This is a genomic window from Psychrobacter muriicola 2pS (assembly GCF_904846535.1).
In the GTDB taxonomy this organism is placed as follows: Bacteria; Pseudomonadota; Gammaproteobacteria; order Pseudomonadales; family Moraxellaceae; genus Psychrobacter; species Psychrobacter aquimaris.
On the sequence record NZ_CAJHBC010000004.1, the window covers coordinates 390209 to 408279 of the forward strand.

The window sequence follows — 18071 nt, forward strand, 5'->3', positions numbered from 1 at the left end:
TTTATTAGGGCATCGTTGTTTTGTTTGTTTGGCCGTATTTAAACGGTTTTTTAGGATTATTTTATTATGCCCTTAAATCACAACGATAGAGTCAGTGAGTGGGATGACATAGAAGACTCAGCGCTGGTGCAATTGGTCTATGCCAGCAGTCTGACGTTAGTCTCACGTTTAAGCGCCTCTATATTTGATGAAGTGGAATGTCATGCGCGTAATTATAACCAACAGCATGGCATCACAGGGACTCTATGTTATGGTAGTGGTCACTTTTTGCAATGTATCGAAGGTGAGAAAGCGCACGTATTTGCACTAAAGCAACGCATATTTGCAGATAAGCGTCACAAGAATACTGAGATATTGCTATTGCAGACGATAGAACATCGGCGTTTTGCTGATTGGCGTATGCGCTTGTTATTTTTAGAGCGTTGGTTGTGGTCACCTGCGACCAAACAACAAGCCGCGCAGTTAACACACTATTTTCCATTTACGCCGCATAATTGGTCGTCTGATCGTACCGAGAATTTTTTGCAAATTATTAAAACCTTTGATACACCGCCACATATTAAAGCGGCTGGTATTACCTATAATGCGCTGGGCAACATGTTTCGTCATATCGCAGCGCCGCACCAAGCATTTTTAATCGTTCAAGGTTTTTTAAGTGTGTTATTAGTGGTAGCGCTGGTCTTGTTATATCTATGAGTTGAATGTCACAAATTCGTGAGCTTTTAGAATATCGATAGTTTGTAGAATCCATGAAAAAAAGACGCTAGCCCTTTGGGTTTAGCGTCTTTTTATTTAAGATAAGTGATGAGAGTGCTAATTACATATCAAAAATCTTGCCACGGTTCATAATATTATTTGGATCAAAGACTTTTTTGACTTCTCGTAAGTAATCAATCTCAGTCTCGCTGCGGCTATAATTTAGATAAGGCTTTTTAGTCATACCAACGCCATGCTCAGCAGAGACCGAACCGCCATACTTTTGCACCGTCTCAAACACGTATTTGTTGACGATTTGGCATTCGGCAAAGAAATCATCTTTGCTCATGTTCTCAGGCTTCAAGATATTAAGATGCAAATTACCATCACCGATATGACCGAACCAGCAAACCTCAAAGTCAGGGTAGTTACTGCTGACGATATGATCAATCTCGGTGATAAATTCAGGTACATAGCTTATCAGTACGGATACATCGTTCTTATAAGGGGTAAATACCGAGATAGTCTCAGAGATATATTCACGCAATTTCCACAGCTCTTCAGCCTGTGCGAGGCTTTGGCTCATGACACCATCGACGACCCAACCTTGTTCCATGCAATGTTCAAATATCGCCATGGCTTTATCCATGATCGGCTCGTACGGCGCTTCAAACTCTAATAGCGTATAAAACTTAGTACGCGACTCAAACGGCTCTTGTACTTGACCGTGTGCCATCAGTTTATCAATCGCCACATCATCGAAGAATTCAAATGCAGTCAAATCAATCTGTGCTTGGAAAGCAGATAACACATTCATAACATCATTAAAGCTGTCCATACCCAGCACCATGACATTTAAGTCTTGGGGCTGACGCTCAAGTTTAATTTGTGCGTGAGTGATGAGGCCAAGCGTACCTTCACTACCGATAAACAGTTGACGTAAATCATAACCCGTAGCGTTCTTGACCATACCGCGGTTGAGCTGCAAGATATCACCTTTACCAGTGACTACTGTCAGCCCCATAATCCATTGACGAGTCATGCCGTAGCGTATGACTTTGATACCGCCGGCATTGGTGCCGATATTGCCACCTATTTGACTTGAGCCAGCTGAGGCAAAGTCGACAGGGTAGTAGAGGTCTTTTGATTCTGCGAACTGTTGCAACTGCTGAGTAATGACGCCCGCTTCGACTTCAACTATTCGATCGGCCGGATAGAACTGTCCGATACGGTTCATCTTATCCATACTAACGACTATTTCACCATTAGCGGCGACTGCGCCAGCTGATAGACCAGTACGACCACCACTTGGCGTTAGAACAACACTGTACTGATTGGCAAGAAGTACGATAGATTGTACTTGTTCGGTGGTCTTTGGAAAGACGATGGCGGCAGCTGCTGGTGCAAAATGCTTGGTCCAGTCTTTGCCCCAATGCTCTAGGCTTTCAGCGTCGGTTTTGATTTGGCTGGCGTCAAACTGATGGGTATCTATCAGAGTGCTCAAAATGCTTTGAACGGCAGCTGTATAAGTGTCAGAGGTGCTTTGGCTAGATAAAGAAGTCATGGTCAAATCTCGGTATAAACGTAAGCGCTATGCATAAAGGGGATTATTATATCGCTAAATTGATATAAACATAGCCACATAGGTATGTTTATATAGTATGTATTCATTTAATTATAAGTGAGCAAGTGAAGCAATGATAGAAAGATGTCATGCTGCGTATTTTTATGGATATAAATGGCAAAAAACAGTTTAATAAACGTCGAACAGCGTCATTTACTATAGCATAAAAAGTTTTCAGGCTTGATAACCAATAATTCATCTAATCTGCTAACATCGCCGCCCAATTTTGTGTAAGATATCCAGACTGTTTTCGTTTCACCCACCACATAGTTAAAGCGTTTGTAAGTGGTTACGGCGTTAACCTCATTTAATGTACTTAGTGTATTGTTTGCGCTTGATGGCTTTATACCTACTTTAAACGGCTTCGACTACAGATTATCCCTCAGATAATTTTATAAGACAATTATAGGACAGTTCTCATATGGCGTTATCACTACAAAAAGACAAAATCCGGTTTTTATTGCTTGAAGGTCTACATGACAATGCTTTAAAGGTATTGGAAGGAGCTGGTTATCATAATATCGAGAATATCAGTCACGCTTTAGATCAAGATGAGCTGATCGAAAAGATTAAAGACGCTCACTTTATTGGTATCCGTTCGCGTACGCAATTGACACGTGAAGTACTTGAGCATGCGCACAAGCTAATCGGTATTGGCTGCTTTTGTATCGGTACCAACCAAGTAGACTTAGACGCCGCTCGTGATTTGGGTATTCCCGTCTTTAACGCGCCATACTCAAATACCCGCTCGGTGGCTGAGCTGGTATTGGCCGAAGCTATCATGTTATATCGCGGTATCCCTGAAAAGAATGCCACTGTACATCGCGGTGGTTGGGGCAAGTCTGCGACCAATTCACATGAAGTGCGTGGTAAGACTATCGGTATCGTCGGTTATGGTTCTATCGGCTCGCAACTGTCTGTTTTGGCAGAAAGCTTTGGTATGAAAGTCATTTATCATGATGCCGTGACCAAATTACCACTGGGTAATGCGGTACAAGTAGGTAGCTTAGAAGAGCTACTATCAACGGCTGACATCGTGACTTTGCATGTGCCTGATGTACCAAGTACGCGCTATATGATGAAAGCTGAGCAGTTCGCGCATATGAAAGACGGCAGCTACTTTATCAATGCCGCTCGTGGTACTTGCGTAGAAATTGATGACTTAGCCGCTGTGCTTGAATCTGGTAAGATATTGGGCGCGGCGATCGACGTATTCCCAAAAGAACCAAAATCTGCTGACGAAGAGTTTGAATCACCACTGCGTAAATTTGATAACGTCATCTTGACGCCGCACATTGGTGGCTCAACCCAAGAAGCACAGGCCAATATCGGACTGGAAGTTGCTGATAAATTTGTTAGATACTCTGACCAAGGTGACACCGCGACAGCCGTGAACTTTCCAGAAGTATCGATTCCGTTCAAAGAGAATTCGCATCGTCTGTTACACATCCACAAAAACGTGCCAGGCGTATTGTCTCAGATCAACCGTTTGTTTGCAGAAGCAGGGATTAACATCCTAGCACAGAGCCTAATGACAGAAGGCGATGTCGGCTATCTAGTTATGGATGTTGATTATAACGATTCAACAGCCGCGCTAGATCAGTTGAAAGACGTAGAAGAAACGATTCGCGTGCGTATTTTATTTTAAATAAGATTTATATACAAGAATCGCCATAAGCATAGCAATAGCAGACCATCATTCAGATAGTCTGCTATTTTTTTGTCTTAAATCAAGCGGTTGGAATGTTCAATCACGATATTGATATTTTTATTTATGAGTAATATCAGGTATAGCTAATGTAATTTTTACATTCACTATACTTGTTGTTATATAAGTTAACATTATCTTAATTATATTGTCTGATTGATAACCTAAACTACACCAGTACATTAAAGCTATAATGCTGAATATAGTTTGAATGAACAATATGATTAATTATGTTTTCGAGGTAAATCACGGTTATGTTCTGCGGACAAGCATATTTTAAAATGGGCAAATAGCTTGTTGCTTAAGAAGATAATTCATTTAACACATACAATCGATTGAATAGGATCATTCATGAAAAACAACTTACTCAAGGCAGCTGCATTTGGTAGTATATTAGCTATGACTGCAACGGCTAGTCATGCTGCTGGTGATCAAGAGAAATATCAATTATCTAGTCATATCTTAGATATTAGCACGGGCAAACCAGCACCAAACGTTAACGTAAAACTGATGATGCAAGAGAAAACCGGTAGCTGGAAATTGCTTAATACGCAAAAGACTGATAATAATGGTCGTATCGGCAATTTCCTACCGAATCAAGACGGCGTTGAGCATGACGGTACTTATAAGTTGATTTTTGAGACGACTCCTTATTTCCGAAATCAAGGTTTAGAATCTTTCTATCCGTATGTTGAAGTCAACTTCAATATCGAAGGCGATAACCATTACCATGTGCCAATCACTTTATCTCCATACGGCTATAGCACTTACCGCGGTAGCTAAGCCGTATATACGTACTAAGTAAGTCATAAGTCAGTACTAATAAAGCAAAAAGGACGCCCCAATCAAATATTTGATTGGGGCGTCCTTTTTGCTTTCATCAATTCTAAATTTATTCAGCGTTAGCTTTATTGGCTTCCTCTGCTTGACGACGTGCTTCAATCTTAGCGGCTTTGCGTTTCTCAATCACATCAATCACATCACTACCAATATGCGCTTCGCCACGTTTCTTCGCCAGCTGCATTTGATGCTCGCGCTCACGGAAACGGGCTTTTTGCTCATCAGTGGCTTTGTCGATACAGTGTGGGCATGACTCGCCTTTGATATAAGCAAGGCTTTGCATGTCATCGACAGTAATGGGCATACGGCAGGCGAAGCATTGCTCATAGTTGCCTTTTTCTAAGTTATGATTGACCGACACACGGTTATCAAAAACGAAGCAATCGCCTTGCCACATAGAGTCGCTGGCTGGAATTTCTTCTAGATACTTTAGAATGCCGCCCTCTAAATGATACACCTCTTCAAAGCCTTGCTCACGCATATAAGCAGTAGACTTCTCACAGCGTATACCACCTGTACAGAACATCGCGACTTTTTTATGTTTGGCTGGATCCATCTCTTTTGCCACGTACTCTGGGAACTCGCGGAACGTCTCTGTATTTGGATTAACTGCATTTTGGAACGTACCGATTTTAACTTCATAATCATTACGGGTGTCGATAAGAATGACGTCAGGGTCTGAGATTAACGCATTCCATTCGCTTGGCTTGACATAGCGTCCAACCGACTGCAATGGATCAATATTCTCTACGCCCATGGTGACGATTTCTTTTTTGAGCTTCACTTTGGTACGATAAAAAGGTTGGGCATCGGTATAAGATTCTTTAAAGGTAAAGCTGCCAATCGCTTCGATACTGCGCAGATACTCAAGGACGTTATCGATACCTTGGCGTGTGCCAGAAATCGTACCATTAATGCCTTCATTGGCAATCAATAACGTGCCTTTGACATCATTATCGAGCATGTTATTTAAAATTGGCTCGCGGTATTGCTCAAAGTCAGCAAAACGCGTGAACTTATATAGAGCGGCAACGACAATATTATTAGTGACGCTATCGTAGGCAGGGGCTGATTTGTTGTCGGTGACAGTGCTGTTTTGAATATTGCTATCTATATTATGGTCTTGAAGGGTACTCATGTTTTTCTCCTGCTGGCTAGGTCGCAAACCTAGTGCGTTGGGTTTAAAATATCTTTTCAGTTTAAAGCATTAAAAAAATTGTGGAATTGATTAATGCGCGCGTAGTGTAGCAAATTTTGGCAGGGTTTTGAATAGTTTGTAGATTGACTTGATGTTATGGAAAATATTTAACCATTCATGAATATGACAAAAGATAAAAAAGTCCAGTAAAATACTGAGCTTTATATGAAAAATTTAGTATTTTTCAGCTTTGTTTATAGATAGATTTTCTATGATATTGTAAATATCTCTTATGCTCAGACGAAATATTTGATAGCTTCATCTCTTTATTGATAGATAAGGCTTGAAGGTCATCGTCACTAATTTTATTTGAGATTAATATATGACCTAAATCATCGAAACTTATAAAACCTGCATCAAAACACACATCCAAATTTGGTGATAGAAGTAAGCCGTTGTAAAGGCTAAGACGTTCTATATCTCCGCATTCAGACCAAGGTTTGATATGAGATGCTCTTAATAGTTTTAGTTCCTTACATCCAGTGACAGCACAAGCAGACCAATATTCGATAAGACTTTGTCTAAATTGACCTTGACCAATACGTGATTTTACAATTGAGTCTCTTTCTGTACTACTAAGACTTAAATACTCACTAACATCAGCAAGCTTATCTTCTTTTTCCATTTGTGCAGAAAGCATCCAAGCAAACGAATGAGCATCTAATAAGCTAACCTCATTTTTGAGTTCTTCAATTAACATTATTTTGATAGTACTAATAAGTTGCAAATAAATAAAGTAATTTTCCCAAGAACAACGTTGACTAGTTTTGAACTCTATTCCTAATAATGAGAATGCTCTATCAAAATAAGTAGGTGCGATAGGTAAGTATTTTGAGTGATCTTTAATAAAATAAAGATAAGCTAAAAGAGAATAGTTCCTTCCAAAAATTTTAATCAACTCATCAAATATTTGTTCGTCATTTGATGAATGATAAAGGTTAAATAAAACGCTCTCAATTACTTCTGTCTTAACGGGGTTACCAATTGCTTCAAAAAGTGGTTGATGTGGTCGATTTTGTTCGCCATAGCGATTTTGCCATGGAACTAAATTATTATCTGAAAACTCAATGGCCTCGATGGTTGCCAATATAATTTTCCCACTTCCGATATCATAGTTTTTCCATGTATGAAACGAAAGCTTATTGCGAGCAACTCTGTAAATCTGATACTTATATCCTTCTTGTTGATCTGTATAAGGATGTGAAGCAAAAGACATAAAAGGTATATTTGACTTTTCTTCTACAAACTTTATAAAAGCATCGTACTGTTTTTCAAAGAGGTATGGGTTTGTTATTGGGGTAACTGTTTGCATAACATTCCTTCGATTTAGGAGGCTACAAGTTTATCAGGCGTATATGATTGAACTGATTTCACTTTATATAAATTTTTTGCTTTCGTACACAAAAAATCCAGCTCAAAGGCTGGATTTTTATTCGCTAAAATACTCAGTTTGGGAGTTACTTACTTTGGAACCAAGTATCGGCTTTGCTACGAGCACTAGCGATGTCTGAGCTTGATAAGTTCAAGGCCAATTGTCCGATTTTACCGCGTGCTTTATTACGTACTTTTTCATCTAGCATGCCATCACGGGCAGCCAAATCGTACCATTTATAAGCATCGACTAGATTTTTTTGCTTTTCATCTAACAAAGCAAGTGTATAGCTGGCACGGTTATCGCCGCGCATGGCCGCTTTTTCTAGCCAAACACGGGCTTGTTGCAGGTTAGGTTGGACACCTTCACCACGTAGATACATGATGGCAAGGTTCAACTGAGCAGGGGCAACGCCTTGCTGAGCCGCTTTGGTATACCACTGGATGGCTTGTTTAGTATTCTGTGCAACGCCTTCGCCTTTCTGTAAGCGCTTGGCTAAATAAAACTGAGCATGATCGTTACCTTGGGCAGCACGGTTAGACAATTCACTGACTGGCATTAGCTCAAAACGTGAAGTATCAAGTGGCACATTTGATATTAACTCAGCGTTTGCTAGACCTGCACAAGAAAATAAGGCAGTAAACAACGCAGCTTTTAATAATTTCATAGCAGCTCCAAAATTAGGCAGTTAATAAGCAAAAAAAGTTGCACCGCTAAAACGGTTTAGACGGCGATAACAATTAGGTGAAATCTTGCGATACCAACTTACCTAATCATTAGCAATATAATTAATCGATGTAGTGTGGCAAATTCCTTTAATCGAACCGATAAACGGTCAGAATCAGGGTGCGATTGACACTATTTTGCTAGCTTAACACCCAAACTTACGAAACTCAAATACTAATTACATGGTTTAATGCTTATTCATACCGCATTGTCCTCAATAAAATCATAGAGTTACTTAAGCGTAAGAATAAATTAACCTGTCATTAAGGTTAAAATTTGTATTTATGAACCGTGCTACTTCTTTCAATCAATACTAAGTAGACAAAAATATTATTCAGGTTTTTGTTTGGTGACACGATAGATAGCGACGTCTGCCAATAGGTTGGGTGCTTGGCGTATCAATGCTTTCATAAGTGGTGTATGACCTTTTTCAGAATCGCTGACGGCAAAACGGTTGACGATATGAATATCATGCTGTGCACAAAGCTGCTCAAAATCTTTAAAAGTACATAGATGAATATTGGGAGTGTTATACCACTCATAAGGCAATGCTTCTGAGACAGGCATCATTCCTTTAAGCCCTAAATGAATGCGGTTTTGCCAATGGGCAAAATTGGGGAAGGTGATGACGGCTTCGCGGGCAACACGTAGCATGTCAAGTAAGAGCACATCAGGCGATTTTACCGCTTGCAGCGCCCGTGCCATGACGACGGTATCGAAACTGTTATCAGCGAAGCGTGCCAGACCATCATTCAGATCTTGCTCGATGATAGATAAGCCTTTGGCGATACCATCATTGATTTTTTCTTCGTCAATTTCAAGCCCGTAGCCAGTTACGCCACGATTTTGTTGTAAATGCGCGAGTAGCTCACCATTACCGCAGCCCAAGTCCAGTACATGTGAGTGCGGCGCAATCCAGCGCTCAGCCAATTGATGATCCATTCTCATGAGCGTGCTCCTGCTTTTTGCTGGCTGTTTTGATTTGTACTTTTTGCTGGCTGTTTTGATTTGCTACCAGTGATAAATGGCGCAGTCAAAAATCCTCGGACGGCACCCATATAACGAGGAATATCAAATAAGAAAGAATCATGACCATGCGGCGCATCGACATTGATATAGTTAACGGGTTTGCCAGTGGCCATCAGTGCATCGACAATCTCTTGTGAGCGCTCGGGTGCAAAACGCCAATCCGTGGTAAATGAGACCACCAAGTATTGGCATTGCGTATGGGCAAAGGCCGCTTTGAGCGCAGACAGCTCTTGTTGGCGATTCTGTTCACTCTCATCTATCGTTGCCACCGTATCTTCTAACGCATGTTGCATATTTTTTTTACTAGATTCCACTGATGTGACGATCGAGTCTTCAAGTTGCGCTGCTGATTCTATAGCGTTTGTTGCCATGGCTGATGGATAATCACGTGTTGGATCAAAATAATCTAAGGCTTTGGTCATGAGCAAATAAGTATTGGCATCGAAATTTTCGCTAAAGCGCTCGCCTTGATAGCGTAGATAGCTTTCCACTTGGAACTCAACATCGTAGCCATACATAAATTTGCCAGATTTTAAATCACGACCAAACTTTGCCTTCATCGCGTCATCGGTCAAGTAGGTGATATGCCCAACCATCCGAGCCAATATTAGTCCGCGACGAGGGTAGGTGCCTGCTTGTAAATAACGTCCCTCTTTAAAATCAGGGTCAGATAAAATGGACTGGCGTGCCACTTCGTTGAAAGCGATGTTTTGGGCTGAGAGCTTTGGCGTACTGGCGATGACCACACAGCGTTTTAACCGATTTGGATAATCAACTGACCATTGCAGCGCCTGCATACCACCCATGGATCCACCAACGACGGCATGCCAAACGTCAATACCGAGACGGTCTGAGAGCATCGCTTGGGTTTTTACCCAGTCTTTAATAGTGACGAGCGGAAAGTCAGGTCCATAAACTTGTGGTTCGCTGCTTTGATTACTTTTGTTTAAATTGTTTTTGTCTAAATGGTTCTGGTCTGAATCGATGCTGTCAGGATTAATGGTCGTTGGACCGGTAGAGCCGAAACAGCTGCCGATGTTATTGACACATACGACATAAAACTGATTGGTATCGATGGCTTTGTTAGGGCCAATCATATTGTCCCACCAGCCAGCCTTTTTATCATCAGCACTATGAAAACCTGCCGCGTGATGACTGCCTGATAGGGCGTGGCAAATGAGTACCGCGTTTGATTTGTCGCTATTTAGCGTGCCATAAGTTTCGATGATTAAATCAAACGATGGCAAAGTACGATTACATTCTAACGTCAACGGCTCAGCGAAATGAAAAATCTGAGGCGTGACAATTCCAACTGAACTGACTGAGTCCATGGGATTAACTAGGCTCGCCGAATGAAGCGTATCTGTCGGGGACTGGTCACTGGTATTATTAGGGCGTGCGTTCAAAGCTACCTCGCAAGACAACAATCATCAATAAAATAAAAAGGGCAAACTGTCGATAGGCAGTGTTGCCAATACTGCTTTGCCGACACTGTTTTCTAAATGTTTTTCTTACAATGTGCTTGCCTATTGTATGGTGATGCGCGTAGGAGTACAACCGTCGAGCGAGTCTTTTGAGCATAGTCTTTTAAGCATAGTTTTTAGGGAAAATGAGTGGTAGACAGAGAAGGGTTGGGGTCAATTAATAATTGAAGAATATTAATAAATAGTAACTAAGTATCAAATTGTATAAGTGTGCTTTTACCCTGCGTTATTAATGGATAAAATGCTACACTAATAAAGCATTTATTCAATCATGACTTAATAATCTTTTATCGCATATTCTTCTTTAATTAACCTAATAATAAAATAGTGCTGCTATGAAACCTGAACTGCCTCCCCGTATTGCCGTCCTATTAGTGAACTTAGGTACGCCAGATGAGCCAACAGCGCCTGCCGTACGTCGTTACTTAAAACAGTTTTTGTCTGATCCCCGTGTCATCGAGATTCCTAAGTTTTTGTGGGCGATTATTCTCAATTTATTTGTATTGCCAAGCCGTCCTAAACGTGTGGCAAAAGCTTATGCCAGTATTTGGGAAGGCGACTCACCGATTCGTAAGATATTAAAAAGCCAAGTGGAGCTATTAGAACCACGGCTTGCAAATAGTGCCGCGCCATTTCGGGTTTCTGTCCATCCGGCGATGAGCTATGGCAATCCTGGTCTGCCTGATGTGATGGATACTTTGCGCGGTGAATGCGTTGATCACTTTGTTATCTTGCCATTATTTCCGCAATATTCGGCTTCCTCTGGTGGCGCTGTTTATGATGCGCTGACGAAGTGGACGCTCAAGCAGCGCAATTTGCCGAACTATACCATCGTCAAAGATTACTTTGCGCATCCGCTGTACATCCAAGCATTGGCCGATTCGATTCGCCGTTTTCAAGCAGAGCATGGCAAGCCTGACAAGCTGATGTTTAGCTTTCACGGTATCCCGCAGCCTTATGCTGATAAAGGCGATCCGTATCCTAAGCGTTGTAAATGTACCGCTGCACAAGTGGCTCATGCGCTTGGCCTAAAGGATGATGAATGGATTATCAGTTTTCAATCACGCTTTGGTAAGCAAGAATGGGTCAAGCCCTATACCGATGTGGTACTAGAAGATTGGGGCAAGTCAGGTGTGCGCTCGGTACAAGTCATTAGTCCGGCTTTTTCTGCTGATTGTCTGGAAACGCTAGAAGAGCTTGCCATTGAGAACCGTGAAAACTTTCTCCACGCGGGTGGACAAGAATATCACTATATTCCTGCATTGAACTTGGATGAGGCGCACATTGATTTGCTTGAAGCGCTTAGTGCGCCATTGGTCAAAGGCTGGGCGGGAACGCTAGATGGTTGGGCTTAATTGACTGTATTTGTAAATCATAAAAAATGCCGGACATCATGTTCGGTATTTTTTTGGCTAAATAATTTTAATGAAGTTGATTAAAATAGAATAAAGTTGGGATTTTTTGTGACTGATATGTAAAAATAGGCCAAACAAAATTTTGTTTTATTGCCATTGTTAATTTTACGTTTGCTTAACTTTATTTTTGAGGATAAACATGTCCAGCTTTAACGATTCACAACCCTCTGTGTCTCTACAAAAACCTAACGGCCAACCACCGAAATTACCGCCAACGGACGAGTATGGTGGCCTATTACCGCAGTTATTGGCAGAACCTCGAATGTGCCAAGCAGGATGGGGTATAAGTTGGATTACCAAAGCATTTGCAATATTTAAAGATCAATTCTTATTATGGTTAGCTATAGGTGTTGCTTATTTAGTCATTGCTATGATTGGCAGTAGCGTACCCGTGATAAATTTCATTTTCCCTTTTCTTTCCTTTGTTTTTGTTGGTGGAATAATAAAAGGCTGCGCCGATCAAGCTGTAGGCAACGAGCTGAGATTTGATCATCTTTTTTCAGCCTTTTATACGCATCTCAAGCCATTAATTATTTTATTCGTATTGTATTTAGTGGCTATTATTGTTGCAATGATACCTATGCTGATTATATTCGGCGGTATGGCTTTGTCTTTAGGTCAGGAGTCAAGTGACGTTGCTATTGTAGGTATAGTATTGGGTTCTTTACTACTTTTTATACTATTATTTCCTGTACTTATGGCTATCTGGTTTGCACCTGCTTTAATTGTGCTTCACAACATTGAGCCCGTTCAGGCAATGAAAATGAGTTTTAAAGGGTGTTTAAAAAACATCTTACCATTTTTAGTTTTTTGGTTGATTGCTCCTATAATAATGATATTGATGGTAGTTTTTACACTAGGACTAGGTCTTCTAGTACTGTTTCCAATAGGTATGATTACCTACTACACTAGTTACCGAGACGTTTGGACAGATCAGCCCTTGTCAGCGGTATAGTTGATTGCTTAACAGACCCTAGTATCAGAAGTACTGTAAGCACCATAAAAAAGCACGCCCGTTATATTGAGCGTGCTTTTTTATGGTGTGAGAGCTTTTTTATCATGAGAGAGCTTAGTTAAAAGTCGTCATCGTTACTACGTTCCGCCGCCTCTCTATCAGCGATATCGACAATGTCAGGATAGTCGCTGTCATCCAAATTGTCGTCCACTAATACTTCGTCGATCCGTGATTCGTCTATATTTTGGCGATGCATGGGGGTTAGTCCTTGAATCACATCACTTCCAGCTTGCGAGTTGTCAAATCCTGCGCTATTGTCAATTACATCATCATTATCAATGGTATGTAACATAGGATCGTCTAAATCAATTTCTTGGCTGTTATCATTGATGTCCGTATCGTCTTGAATATGATCCATTGCATCTGGTAATGGGCTTTTTGAATTGTCCATCATGGTTTCCTTATTATTAATGGTTATTATCGATTTTATTTATGAAGGTTTATTTATCAAAGTCAGTGTGACGCGTTATGATGCCCACCGATAGTAGTAAGGTGTCACAGGATGTTCAAAAAATGTAAGACAGTCAGTAAAATGAATGCGCTTCCCAATAAAATAAGACAATTTTATAAAATAAGAAGGTTCTACATGTCATCTCTCAATAAATTACTACTGACCGCCACGTTGATAAGCAGCGCGATAGGTCTGGCCGCTTGTGAACGTTTAACGTTTGCCAATAGTGATGTGGGACTTGATGATGTGGTAGCAAAGCCGCCGCTTGTGATTGATGCCAAACTGCCAAAAGCCACGACAACCATAGATTGCGAACAATTAACGCCGAAGCAAATAGTTAAGGTAAAAGGTCATAGTGTACTTAGTGCAAGCTGTGATTTGACAGCCAAGTCGATACGCTTTGAGTTGAATGATTCGCACAGCTCACTCGACTGTCAGGGCGCTTTGCTCAGTACCCGTACTGATGATGAGTCAACGGCCAGCGCAATTATGATTAAACCCAAGACAGATAGCGCTATCAAAGATATCGTGGTTGCCAACTGTCATGTGGATGGCTACGGTCATGCGCTACATATTCGCCAATATAGCCAGCCCAATCAGCGCTACGCGCGCGGCTTGATAGACCCTGCTGCCAATCGTGCTCTTGCACCAAGTGATATTCGCGTGATTAATGTGAGTAGCCAAAACAGTATCAATAGTGGCATGTTCGTCGGTGATCATGTGCATGGCGTGAGCTTTGATAAAGTACGTATTCAAAACGCAGGCACCGTTGGGCTATATTTAGAATTTGGCAGTCGTGATAATGTGATTAAAAATTCAGTGTTTATCGGTAACGGATTCCGTACCTTTAAGCCCAATCGTGAGGCCATTGCCGTGGATTCGTCGAGCAATAATCGTATCGAGAATAATCAATTTATCCATAATGGTGCAGGCAGTATATTGCTGTATCGCAATTGCTTTGAGCATGCCGATGATCAGGCGCGAGGCAATCACTTTAAGCGTACCGAGTCGAGCCGAGACAATATAATTCGTGGCAATATTTTTAACGACGAGCCAGTCGGGGTTTGGGTCGCATCAAGACAGTCGCGCAATCTCAAAGGTTTTGAATGCGGTGCTTATTTGCTTAAAAAGACAGCATTTGCTAGCTATCATTTAGACAGCGCTAAGGACAATAAAATCATCGATAATCGCTTTGAGCAAGTCGAGCAGGGCATTATCGTGGAGGATGATGACACGCTAATAGCTGGCAATAAGTTTGCAGCGAACGTGCGTTTACCTATTTATGTCGGTTCTGAAATTCGGGAAGACAGCGCAGCAGGAGCGATAAAAGGGACGGTTATTCAAAACAATATTTTCATTGATAAGACCGCTGAGCAAGCCATAAAAATTCATGAGGCAAGCAAAACGGCCACTCATATTGAGCAGCCGTAAATGTGGTTTTATATTAAATAAGCGTTGACGGTCAATAACAGTATAACGAATAGGCGATATTTTTATTAAGCACCAACTCTGGTGTTGATCCAGCGGATAAGCGGATCAGGCGTCACTTGTGACAGTGTCTGAAAGAGTTTCGCGGGCGCGCCCACAGAGTAATGCGTACTTTTGAGTTTACGATTGGGGCTGGTCGTCAGTTTACACAATGTTTTGGCCACATCGTTGACGGTTAGATGGATGCCCAAGCGATCCATACTGGTCACTTCGATATCGGCAGTCATGTCAGATTTGACCCACAGCGGCATCACATCGATAACCTTGATACCCAATTTTTCGTACTCAATATTAAGGCCTTCCGTGAGACCACGCACAAAAAACTTGCTGGCAGCATAAGTTGCGACTTCGGGTTGACCATAAATAGCAGAAGCGGAGGACACATTGATAATTTTGCCGTCTTTGCTATCCGCCAGATAAGGCGCCAGTTTATGACAGCCAATCAAAACGCCTTTACAATTGACGTCAATTAAAGCCAATTGCTCATCTAGGTTGGTCGTTGGCAATGCGCCACTGACCAGCACCCCAGCATTATTGATGAGTGCATCAATACCACCGAAATGTTCAACCATTTGATTGATAGCATTGTCCCATGAGTCAGGCTGAGTGACATCCAGCTGACCTGTGATAATACGCTGTTGTTTGGCGGATTTTTTGAAAGATTTGTCTTTAATGGCGCTTTCAAGGGTCGCGGTATTGGTCGCAAACAACCCAATATGATGGCCTTTTTCCGCCAGCTTTTTCGCTGTTGCCAAACCGATACCACGTGATGCGCCTGTAATCAATATATTCATAATAAGTGACTTAATCGTTATTAATCATGAGTAAATCGAGGTCGTATATTAGAGTGCTTATCCCTCGGGCTTATTATTAGTATAACAAATTCGTCTAAATGTATTTTGCTAGAGAGTATGACTATTGATGTAGAGCGCAGGGTGAGTAATATAGTAAGTACAAGTATTTATCGCTATCAGCAAAGACATTTTGCATTAACGTGAAGCTGTTTGATAATGCAGCTCGCTTGCCTTTTTTGATTGACAGTCGTAATCGTTTAAGTTCAAGCGCCACAAATAAATCAAGGCAATGCCATAAACAGCAGTTTCTGACAGCTCTTCTATGATAACGCCCAAAGCTTCGGGAATCATAATGGCGTTTTCACCCATATATTCTAATAATACTAAGGCGACGACGGTGAGATACAAAGACACTGGCACCTTTTTTAATATTGCCCAAAGGTAGCGCCATGCATAAGCCAATAAGCCAATGATAAGCAAATAAACGATGGTCAGGACGACGTCTTCCCACCAGTCATAAGAATGACTGAGCAACATAAAGTCAGTGGGAACCAATAAGTCTGGTAGATAATTTAACTCACGGCGTATCACGGCAAAGAATACCAGCACCGCTGCTAGCCAAAAAGCTCGAATCTGTTTAAAAGTATTTATGGCAGAACTCTGTAGTAAATACTGTAAGCAACGTAGCAGACAGGCGAATAAAATAATGATACCGGGGGCTTCGATGATGCCATCTGAATTCAAAATAAAAACCTCCTGGTTTTTGAAAATAAAAAAAGTGAGCACAAAGGCTCACTGTAGACCGAAAATTATCTAATTACATACAACGCAATAAGCAGCTATTATAACGCCAACGTCAGCGCTATAACGTTATTTAATATAACTAATGAGTCATATGTCATTATTAATAAAAGCAAACAAATGCTCTTTATTACACACATTTCTATCGGCTATTTATACCCATGATGGCATAGCTAGTTCAATAGATGGCAGCATTAAAATAAGGCTTCCATCCGTAATAATGCTGACGGGTAATGGTCTTTATTTGCTGTTTTATCATTGTAATAGTTTAGTTCTGTTTGTACATAAAGCCACTCTCGCCAAACGGGTTGGCGGTAGCTCATAGCAGGGCCATAGCTGTTTAATGTTGATTTATCATGGTCAAAGTAACCGCCCGTAGAGATACCATAAGCCAGCTGTTTTTCATTGCCAAAATAGTGTACTTGTCTGAGATCGTTGCTCCAGTCTGTGCGCTCTTCATCGTCTTGATTACGATAACGAATGGCGGTGCGATTATTGATGAACCGATCAGCATTTGTACCATATTGCAGATTTAGTCCGCCTTTTGCATAGTGCTCACTATCGAGTCCATAACGATAGTAACTATCACTAGTGACAGTCCATTTTTTGCTTTCATACCAGTCTTTATCGACGCTCACTTTTAAGTATAGGTCATCGAGCGAGCGAACTCCGACATCGACATCTGTCTTCACTCCTAACTGCTGCTCAACCTCATGACTAAAACGTGACCAACGAAGGGCGATAGAACCATTGTCTTCTCGCGTTTTTCTCCTGTTGACGAGTCCGTTTTTGTTACTGGTGCTTGCTTGGTAAGTATCACCCGTCACATTTTGTTTTAAGAAAGTATCCTCATCCAAATCCTCATCACCGATAATCAGGCTCAATCTTTTCTCTAACACTGGCAATCGTAAGCGGCCACGAATTCTAGGCTCAATGCTCACCTCGCTGCCTGATTGTGGATCGTTGACCCAGCGGGTATCTAATACAACTCGTAAACTGGCTTTGGCGGGTTTTTGGGGATCCGGTTCGCCGAACCAACCGTCCATTTTGTGTGCCCATTCATGCAGTTGATCTTGGACGTATTCACGGCGTTCGTCCGTCCAGTTTTGTGCTTCTTGTACTGATTGAGCAGGCTGTTCGGCAGATGTTTCGGTAGGTTGAGGTTGATAGCCAAATTGATTGAGGCTTTCATCACGATTAATACTGAGGTTTTTATCACGATGAGAGTTAGCATCATGAGATAACGAAGCCGTGTTAGATTTTAGCGGTTCGACTTTCGGCTCTGTGGTGGGCGTAGTATCTGCCCATGCTTGCGTGCATAAACTTAGACTGGTAAGTGTGTAAAGGGCAATGATATTGAGATTTGCTGGTTTAATCATGGAGAGCTTCAATTACTTTAGGTAGCTAAAAAGGACAAACAAAAGTATTAT

The 18071-nt window shown here is 41.4% G+C and carries 16 protein-coding genes; 6 read left to right on the forward strand and 10 right to left on the reverse strand.

The annotated features are described in order from the left end of the window. Positions 1–66: 66 nt before the first annotated feature. Positions 67–696: a BLUF domain-containing protein gene (locus tag JMX93_RS08500; protein ID WP_499204444.1), complete on the forward strand. Its 630-nt coding sequence runs from the start codon at positions 67–69 to the stop codon at positions 694–696. 121 nt (positions 697–817) lie between these two features. Here JMX93_RS08500 and JMX93_RS08505 read toward each other — a convergent pair whose 3' ends face one another. Continuing rightward, entirely contained in the window at positions 818–2260 is a 1443-nt protein-coding gene (locus JMX93_RS08505; protein WP_499204445.1) for a D-2-hydroxyglutarate dehydrogenase, read from the reverse strand. Between the two features lie 481 nt (positions 2261–2741). Here JMX93_RS08505 and serA point away from each other — a divergent pair, with 481 nt between their 5' ends. Then, a complete protein-coding gene (serA, locus tag JMX93_RS08510) occupies positions 2742–3968 on the forward strand; it encodes a phosphoglycerate dehydrogenase (RefSeq protein WP_198333389.1) in 1227 nt (408 codons plus the stop codon). Between the two features lie 411 nt (positions 3969–4379). Then, positions 4380–4811, forward strand: coding sequence for a hydroxyisourate hydrolase (uraH, locus tag JMX93_RS08515; RefSeq protein WP_198333390.1), 432 nt, complete (start codon positions 4380–4382; stop codon positions 4809–4811). 109 nt (positions 4812–4920) lie between these two features. Here the strand turns inward: uraH and trhO are convergent, their stop codons facing one another. The 5 genes from trhO to metX all read right to left on the reverse strand — a co-directional run bounded on the left by trhO (position 4921) and on the right by metX (position 10524). Continuing rightward, positions 4921–6006, reverse strand: coding sequence for an oxygen-dependent tRNA uridine(34) hydroxylase TrhO (trhO, locus tag JMX93_RS08520; RefSeq protein ID WP_198333391.1), 1086 nt, complete (start codon positions 6004–6006; stop codon positions 4921–4923). Positions 6007–6250: 244 nt separating this feature from the next. Then, on the reverse strand, positions 6251–7378 hold the full coding sequence (locus tag JMX93_RS08525) for an HNH endonuclease (RefSeq protein ID WP_499204446.1): 1128 nt from the start codon (positions 7376–7378) through the stop codon (positions 6251–6253). A 145-nt stretch (positions 7379–7523) separates the two neighbouring features. After that, positions 7524–8105 carry a tetratricopeptide repeat protein gene (locus tag JMX93_RS08530; RefSeq protein WP_193013197.1) on the reverse strand — a complete coding sequence of 194 codons (582 nt, stop codon included), beginning with the start codon at positions 8103–8105 and terminating at the stop codon, positions 7524–7526. Positions 8106–8494: 389 nt separating this feature from the next. Continuing rightward, positions 8495–9112, reverse strand: a complete 618-nt coding sequence (gene metW / locus JMX93_RS08535; RefSeq protein ID WP_045443684.1) for a methionine biosynthesis protein MetW — start codon at positions 9110–9112, stop codon at positions 8495–8497. Next, positions 9109–10524, reverse strand: coding sequence for a homoserine O-acetyltransferase MetX (metX, locus tag JMX93_RS08540; protein WP_499204461.1), 1416 nt, complete (start codon positions 10522–10524; stop codon positions 9109–9111). Before metX ends, metW begins: the two co-directional genes overlap by 4 nt. 488 nt (positions 10525–11012) lie before the next feature. Between metX and hemH the strand changes: the two genes are divergently transcribed. Then, positions 11013–12032: a ferrochelatase gene (gene hemH, locus JMX93_RS08545; protein ID WP_499204447.1), complete on the forward strand. Its 1020-nt coding sequence runs from the start codon at positions 11013–11015 to the stop codon at positions 12030–12032. A gap of 199 nt (positions 12033–12231) precedes the next feature. Continuing rightward, positions 12232–13047: a BPSS1780 family membrane protein gene (locus JMX93_RS08550; protein WP_193013196.1), complete on the forward strand. Its 816-nt coding sequence runs from the start codon at positions 12232–12234 to the stop codon at positions 13045–13047. Positions 13048–13165: 118 nt separating this feature from the next. On the opposite strand, the gene JMX93_RS08555 is transcribed toward JMX93_RS08550, so the two are convergent. Continuing rightward, positions 13166–13501 (reverse strand): hypothetical protein, encoded by a 336-nt coding sequence (locus tag JMX93_RS08555; RefSeq protein ID WP_499204448.1) that lies wholly within the window; start codon positions 13499–13501, stop codon positions 13166–13168. 192 nt (positions 13502–13693) lie between these two features. On the opposite strand from JMX93_RS08555, the gene JMX93_RS08560 reads away from it, so the two are divergent. Beyond that, positions 13694–14989, forward strand: a complete 1296-nt coding sequence (locus tag JMX93_RS08560; RefSeq protein ID WP_499204449.1) for a right-handed parallel beta-helix repeat-containing protein — start codon at positions 13694–13696, stop codon at positions 14987–14989. Between the two features lie 65 nt (positions 14990–15054). On the opposite strand, the gene JMX93_RS08565 is transcribed toward JMX93_RS08560, so the two are convergent. The 3 genes from JMX93_RS08565 to JMX93_RS08575 form a co-directional block, all read right to left on the reverse strand. Beyond that, positions 15055–15840, reverse strand: a complete 786-nt coding sequence (locus tag JMX93_RS08565; RefSeq protein ID WP_499204450.1) for an SDR family NAD(P)-dependent oxidoreductase — start codon at positions 15838–15840, stop codon at positions 15055–15057. 195 nt (positions 15841–16035) lie between these two features. After that, positions 16036–16584 (reverse strand): hypothetical protein, encoded by a 549-nt coding sequence (locus tag JMX93_RS08570; RefSeq protein ID WP_227685415.1) that lies wholly within the window; start codon positions 16582–16584, stop codon positions 16036–16038. A gap of 251 nt (positions 16585–16835) precedes the next feature. Further along, positions 16836–18020, reverse strand: coding sequence for a hypothetical protein (locus JMX93_RS08575; protein ID WP_499204451.1), 1185 nt, complete (start codon positions 18018–18020; stop codon positions 16836–16838). Positions 18021–18071: the final 51 nt, after the last annotated feature.

Coding starts and splice junctions, on each gene's coding strand:
- JMX93_RS08565 (WP_499204450.1), bottom strand. CDS start 15,840: ATGAATATATTGATTACAGGCGCATCACGTGGTATCGGTTTGGCAACA.
- metW (WP_045443684.1), bottom strand. CDS start 9,112: ATGAGAATGGATCATCAATTGGCTGAGCGCTGGATTGCGCCGCACTCA.
- JMX93_RS08560 (WP_499204449.1), top strand. CDS start 13,694: ATGTCATCTCTCAATAAATTACTACTGACCGCCACGTTGATAAGCAGC.
- metX (WP_499204461.1), bottom strand. CDS start 10,524: ATGGACTCAGTCAGTTCAGTTGGAATTGTCACGCCTCAGATTTTTCAT.
- hemH (WP_499204447.1), top strand. CDS start 11,013: ATGAAACCTGAACTGCCTCCCCGTATTGCCGTCCTATTAGTGAACTTA.
- JMX93_RS08505 (WP_499204445.1), bottom strand. CDS start 2,260: ATGACTTCTTTATCTAGCCAAAGCACCTCTGACACTTATACAGCTGCC.
- JMX93_RS08555 (WP_499204448.1), bottom strand. CDS start 13,501: ATGATGGACAATTCAAAAAGCCCATTACCAGATGCAATGGATCATATT.
- JMX93_RS08550 (WP_193013196.1), top strand. CDS start 12,232: ATGTCCAGCTTTAACGATTCACAACCCTCTGTGTCTCTACAAAAACCT.
- JMX93_RS08530 (WP_193013197.1), bottom strand. CDS start 8,105: ATGAAATTATTAAAAGCTGCGTTGTTTACTGCCTTATTTTCTTGTGCA.
- serA (WP_198333389.1), top strand. CDS start 2,742: ATGGCGTTATCACTACAAAAAGACAAAATCCGGTTTTTATTGCTTGAA.
- JMX93_RS08575 (WP_499204451.1), bottom strand. CDS start 18,020: ATGATTAAACCAGCAAATCTCAATATCATTGCCCTTTACACACTTACC.
- JMX93_RS08525 (WP_499204446.1), bottom strand. CDS start 7,378: ATGCAAACAGTTACCCCAATAACAAACCCATACCTCTTTGAAAAACAG.
- trhO (WP_198333391.1), bottom strand. CDS start 6,006: ATGAGTACCCTTCAAGACCATAATATAGATAGCAATATTCAAAACAGC.
- uraH (WP_198333390.1), top strand. CDS start 4,380: ATGAAAAACAACTTACTCAAGGCAGCTGCATTTGGTAGTATATTAGCT.
- JMX93_RS08500 (WP_499204444.1), top strand. CDS start 67: ATGCCCTTAAATCACAACGATAGAGTCAGTGAGTGGGATGACATAGAA.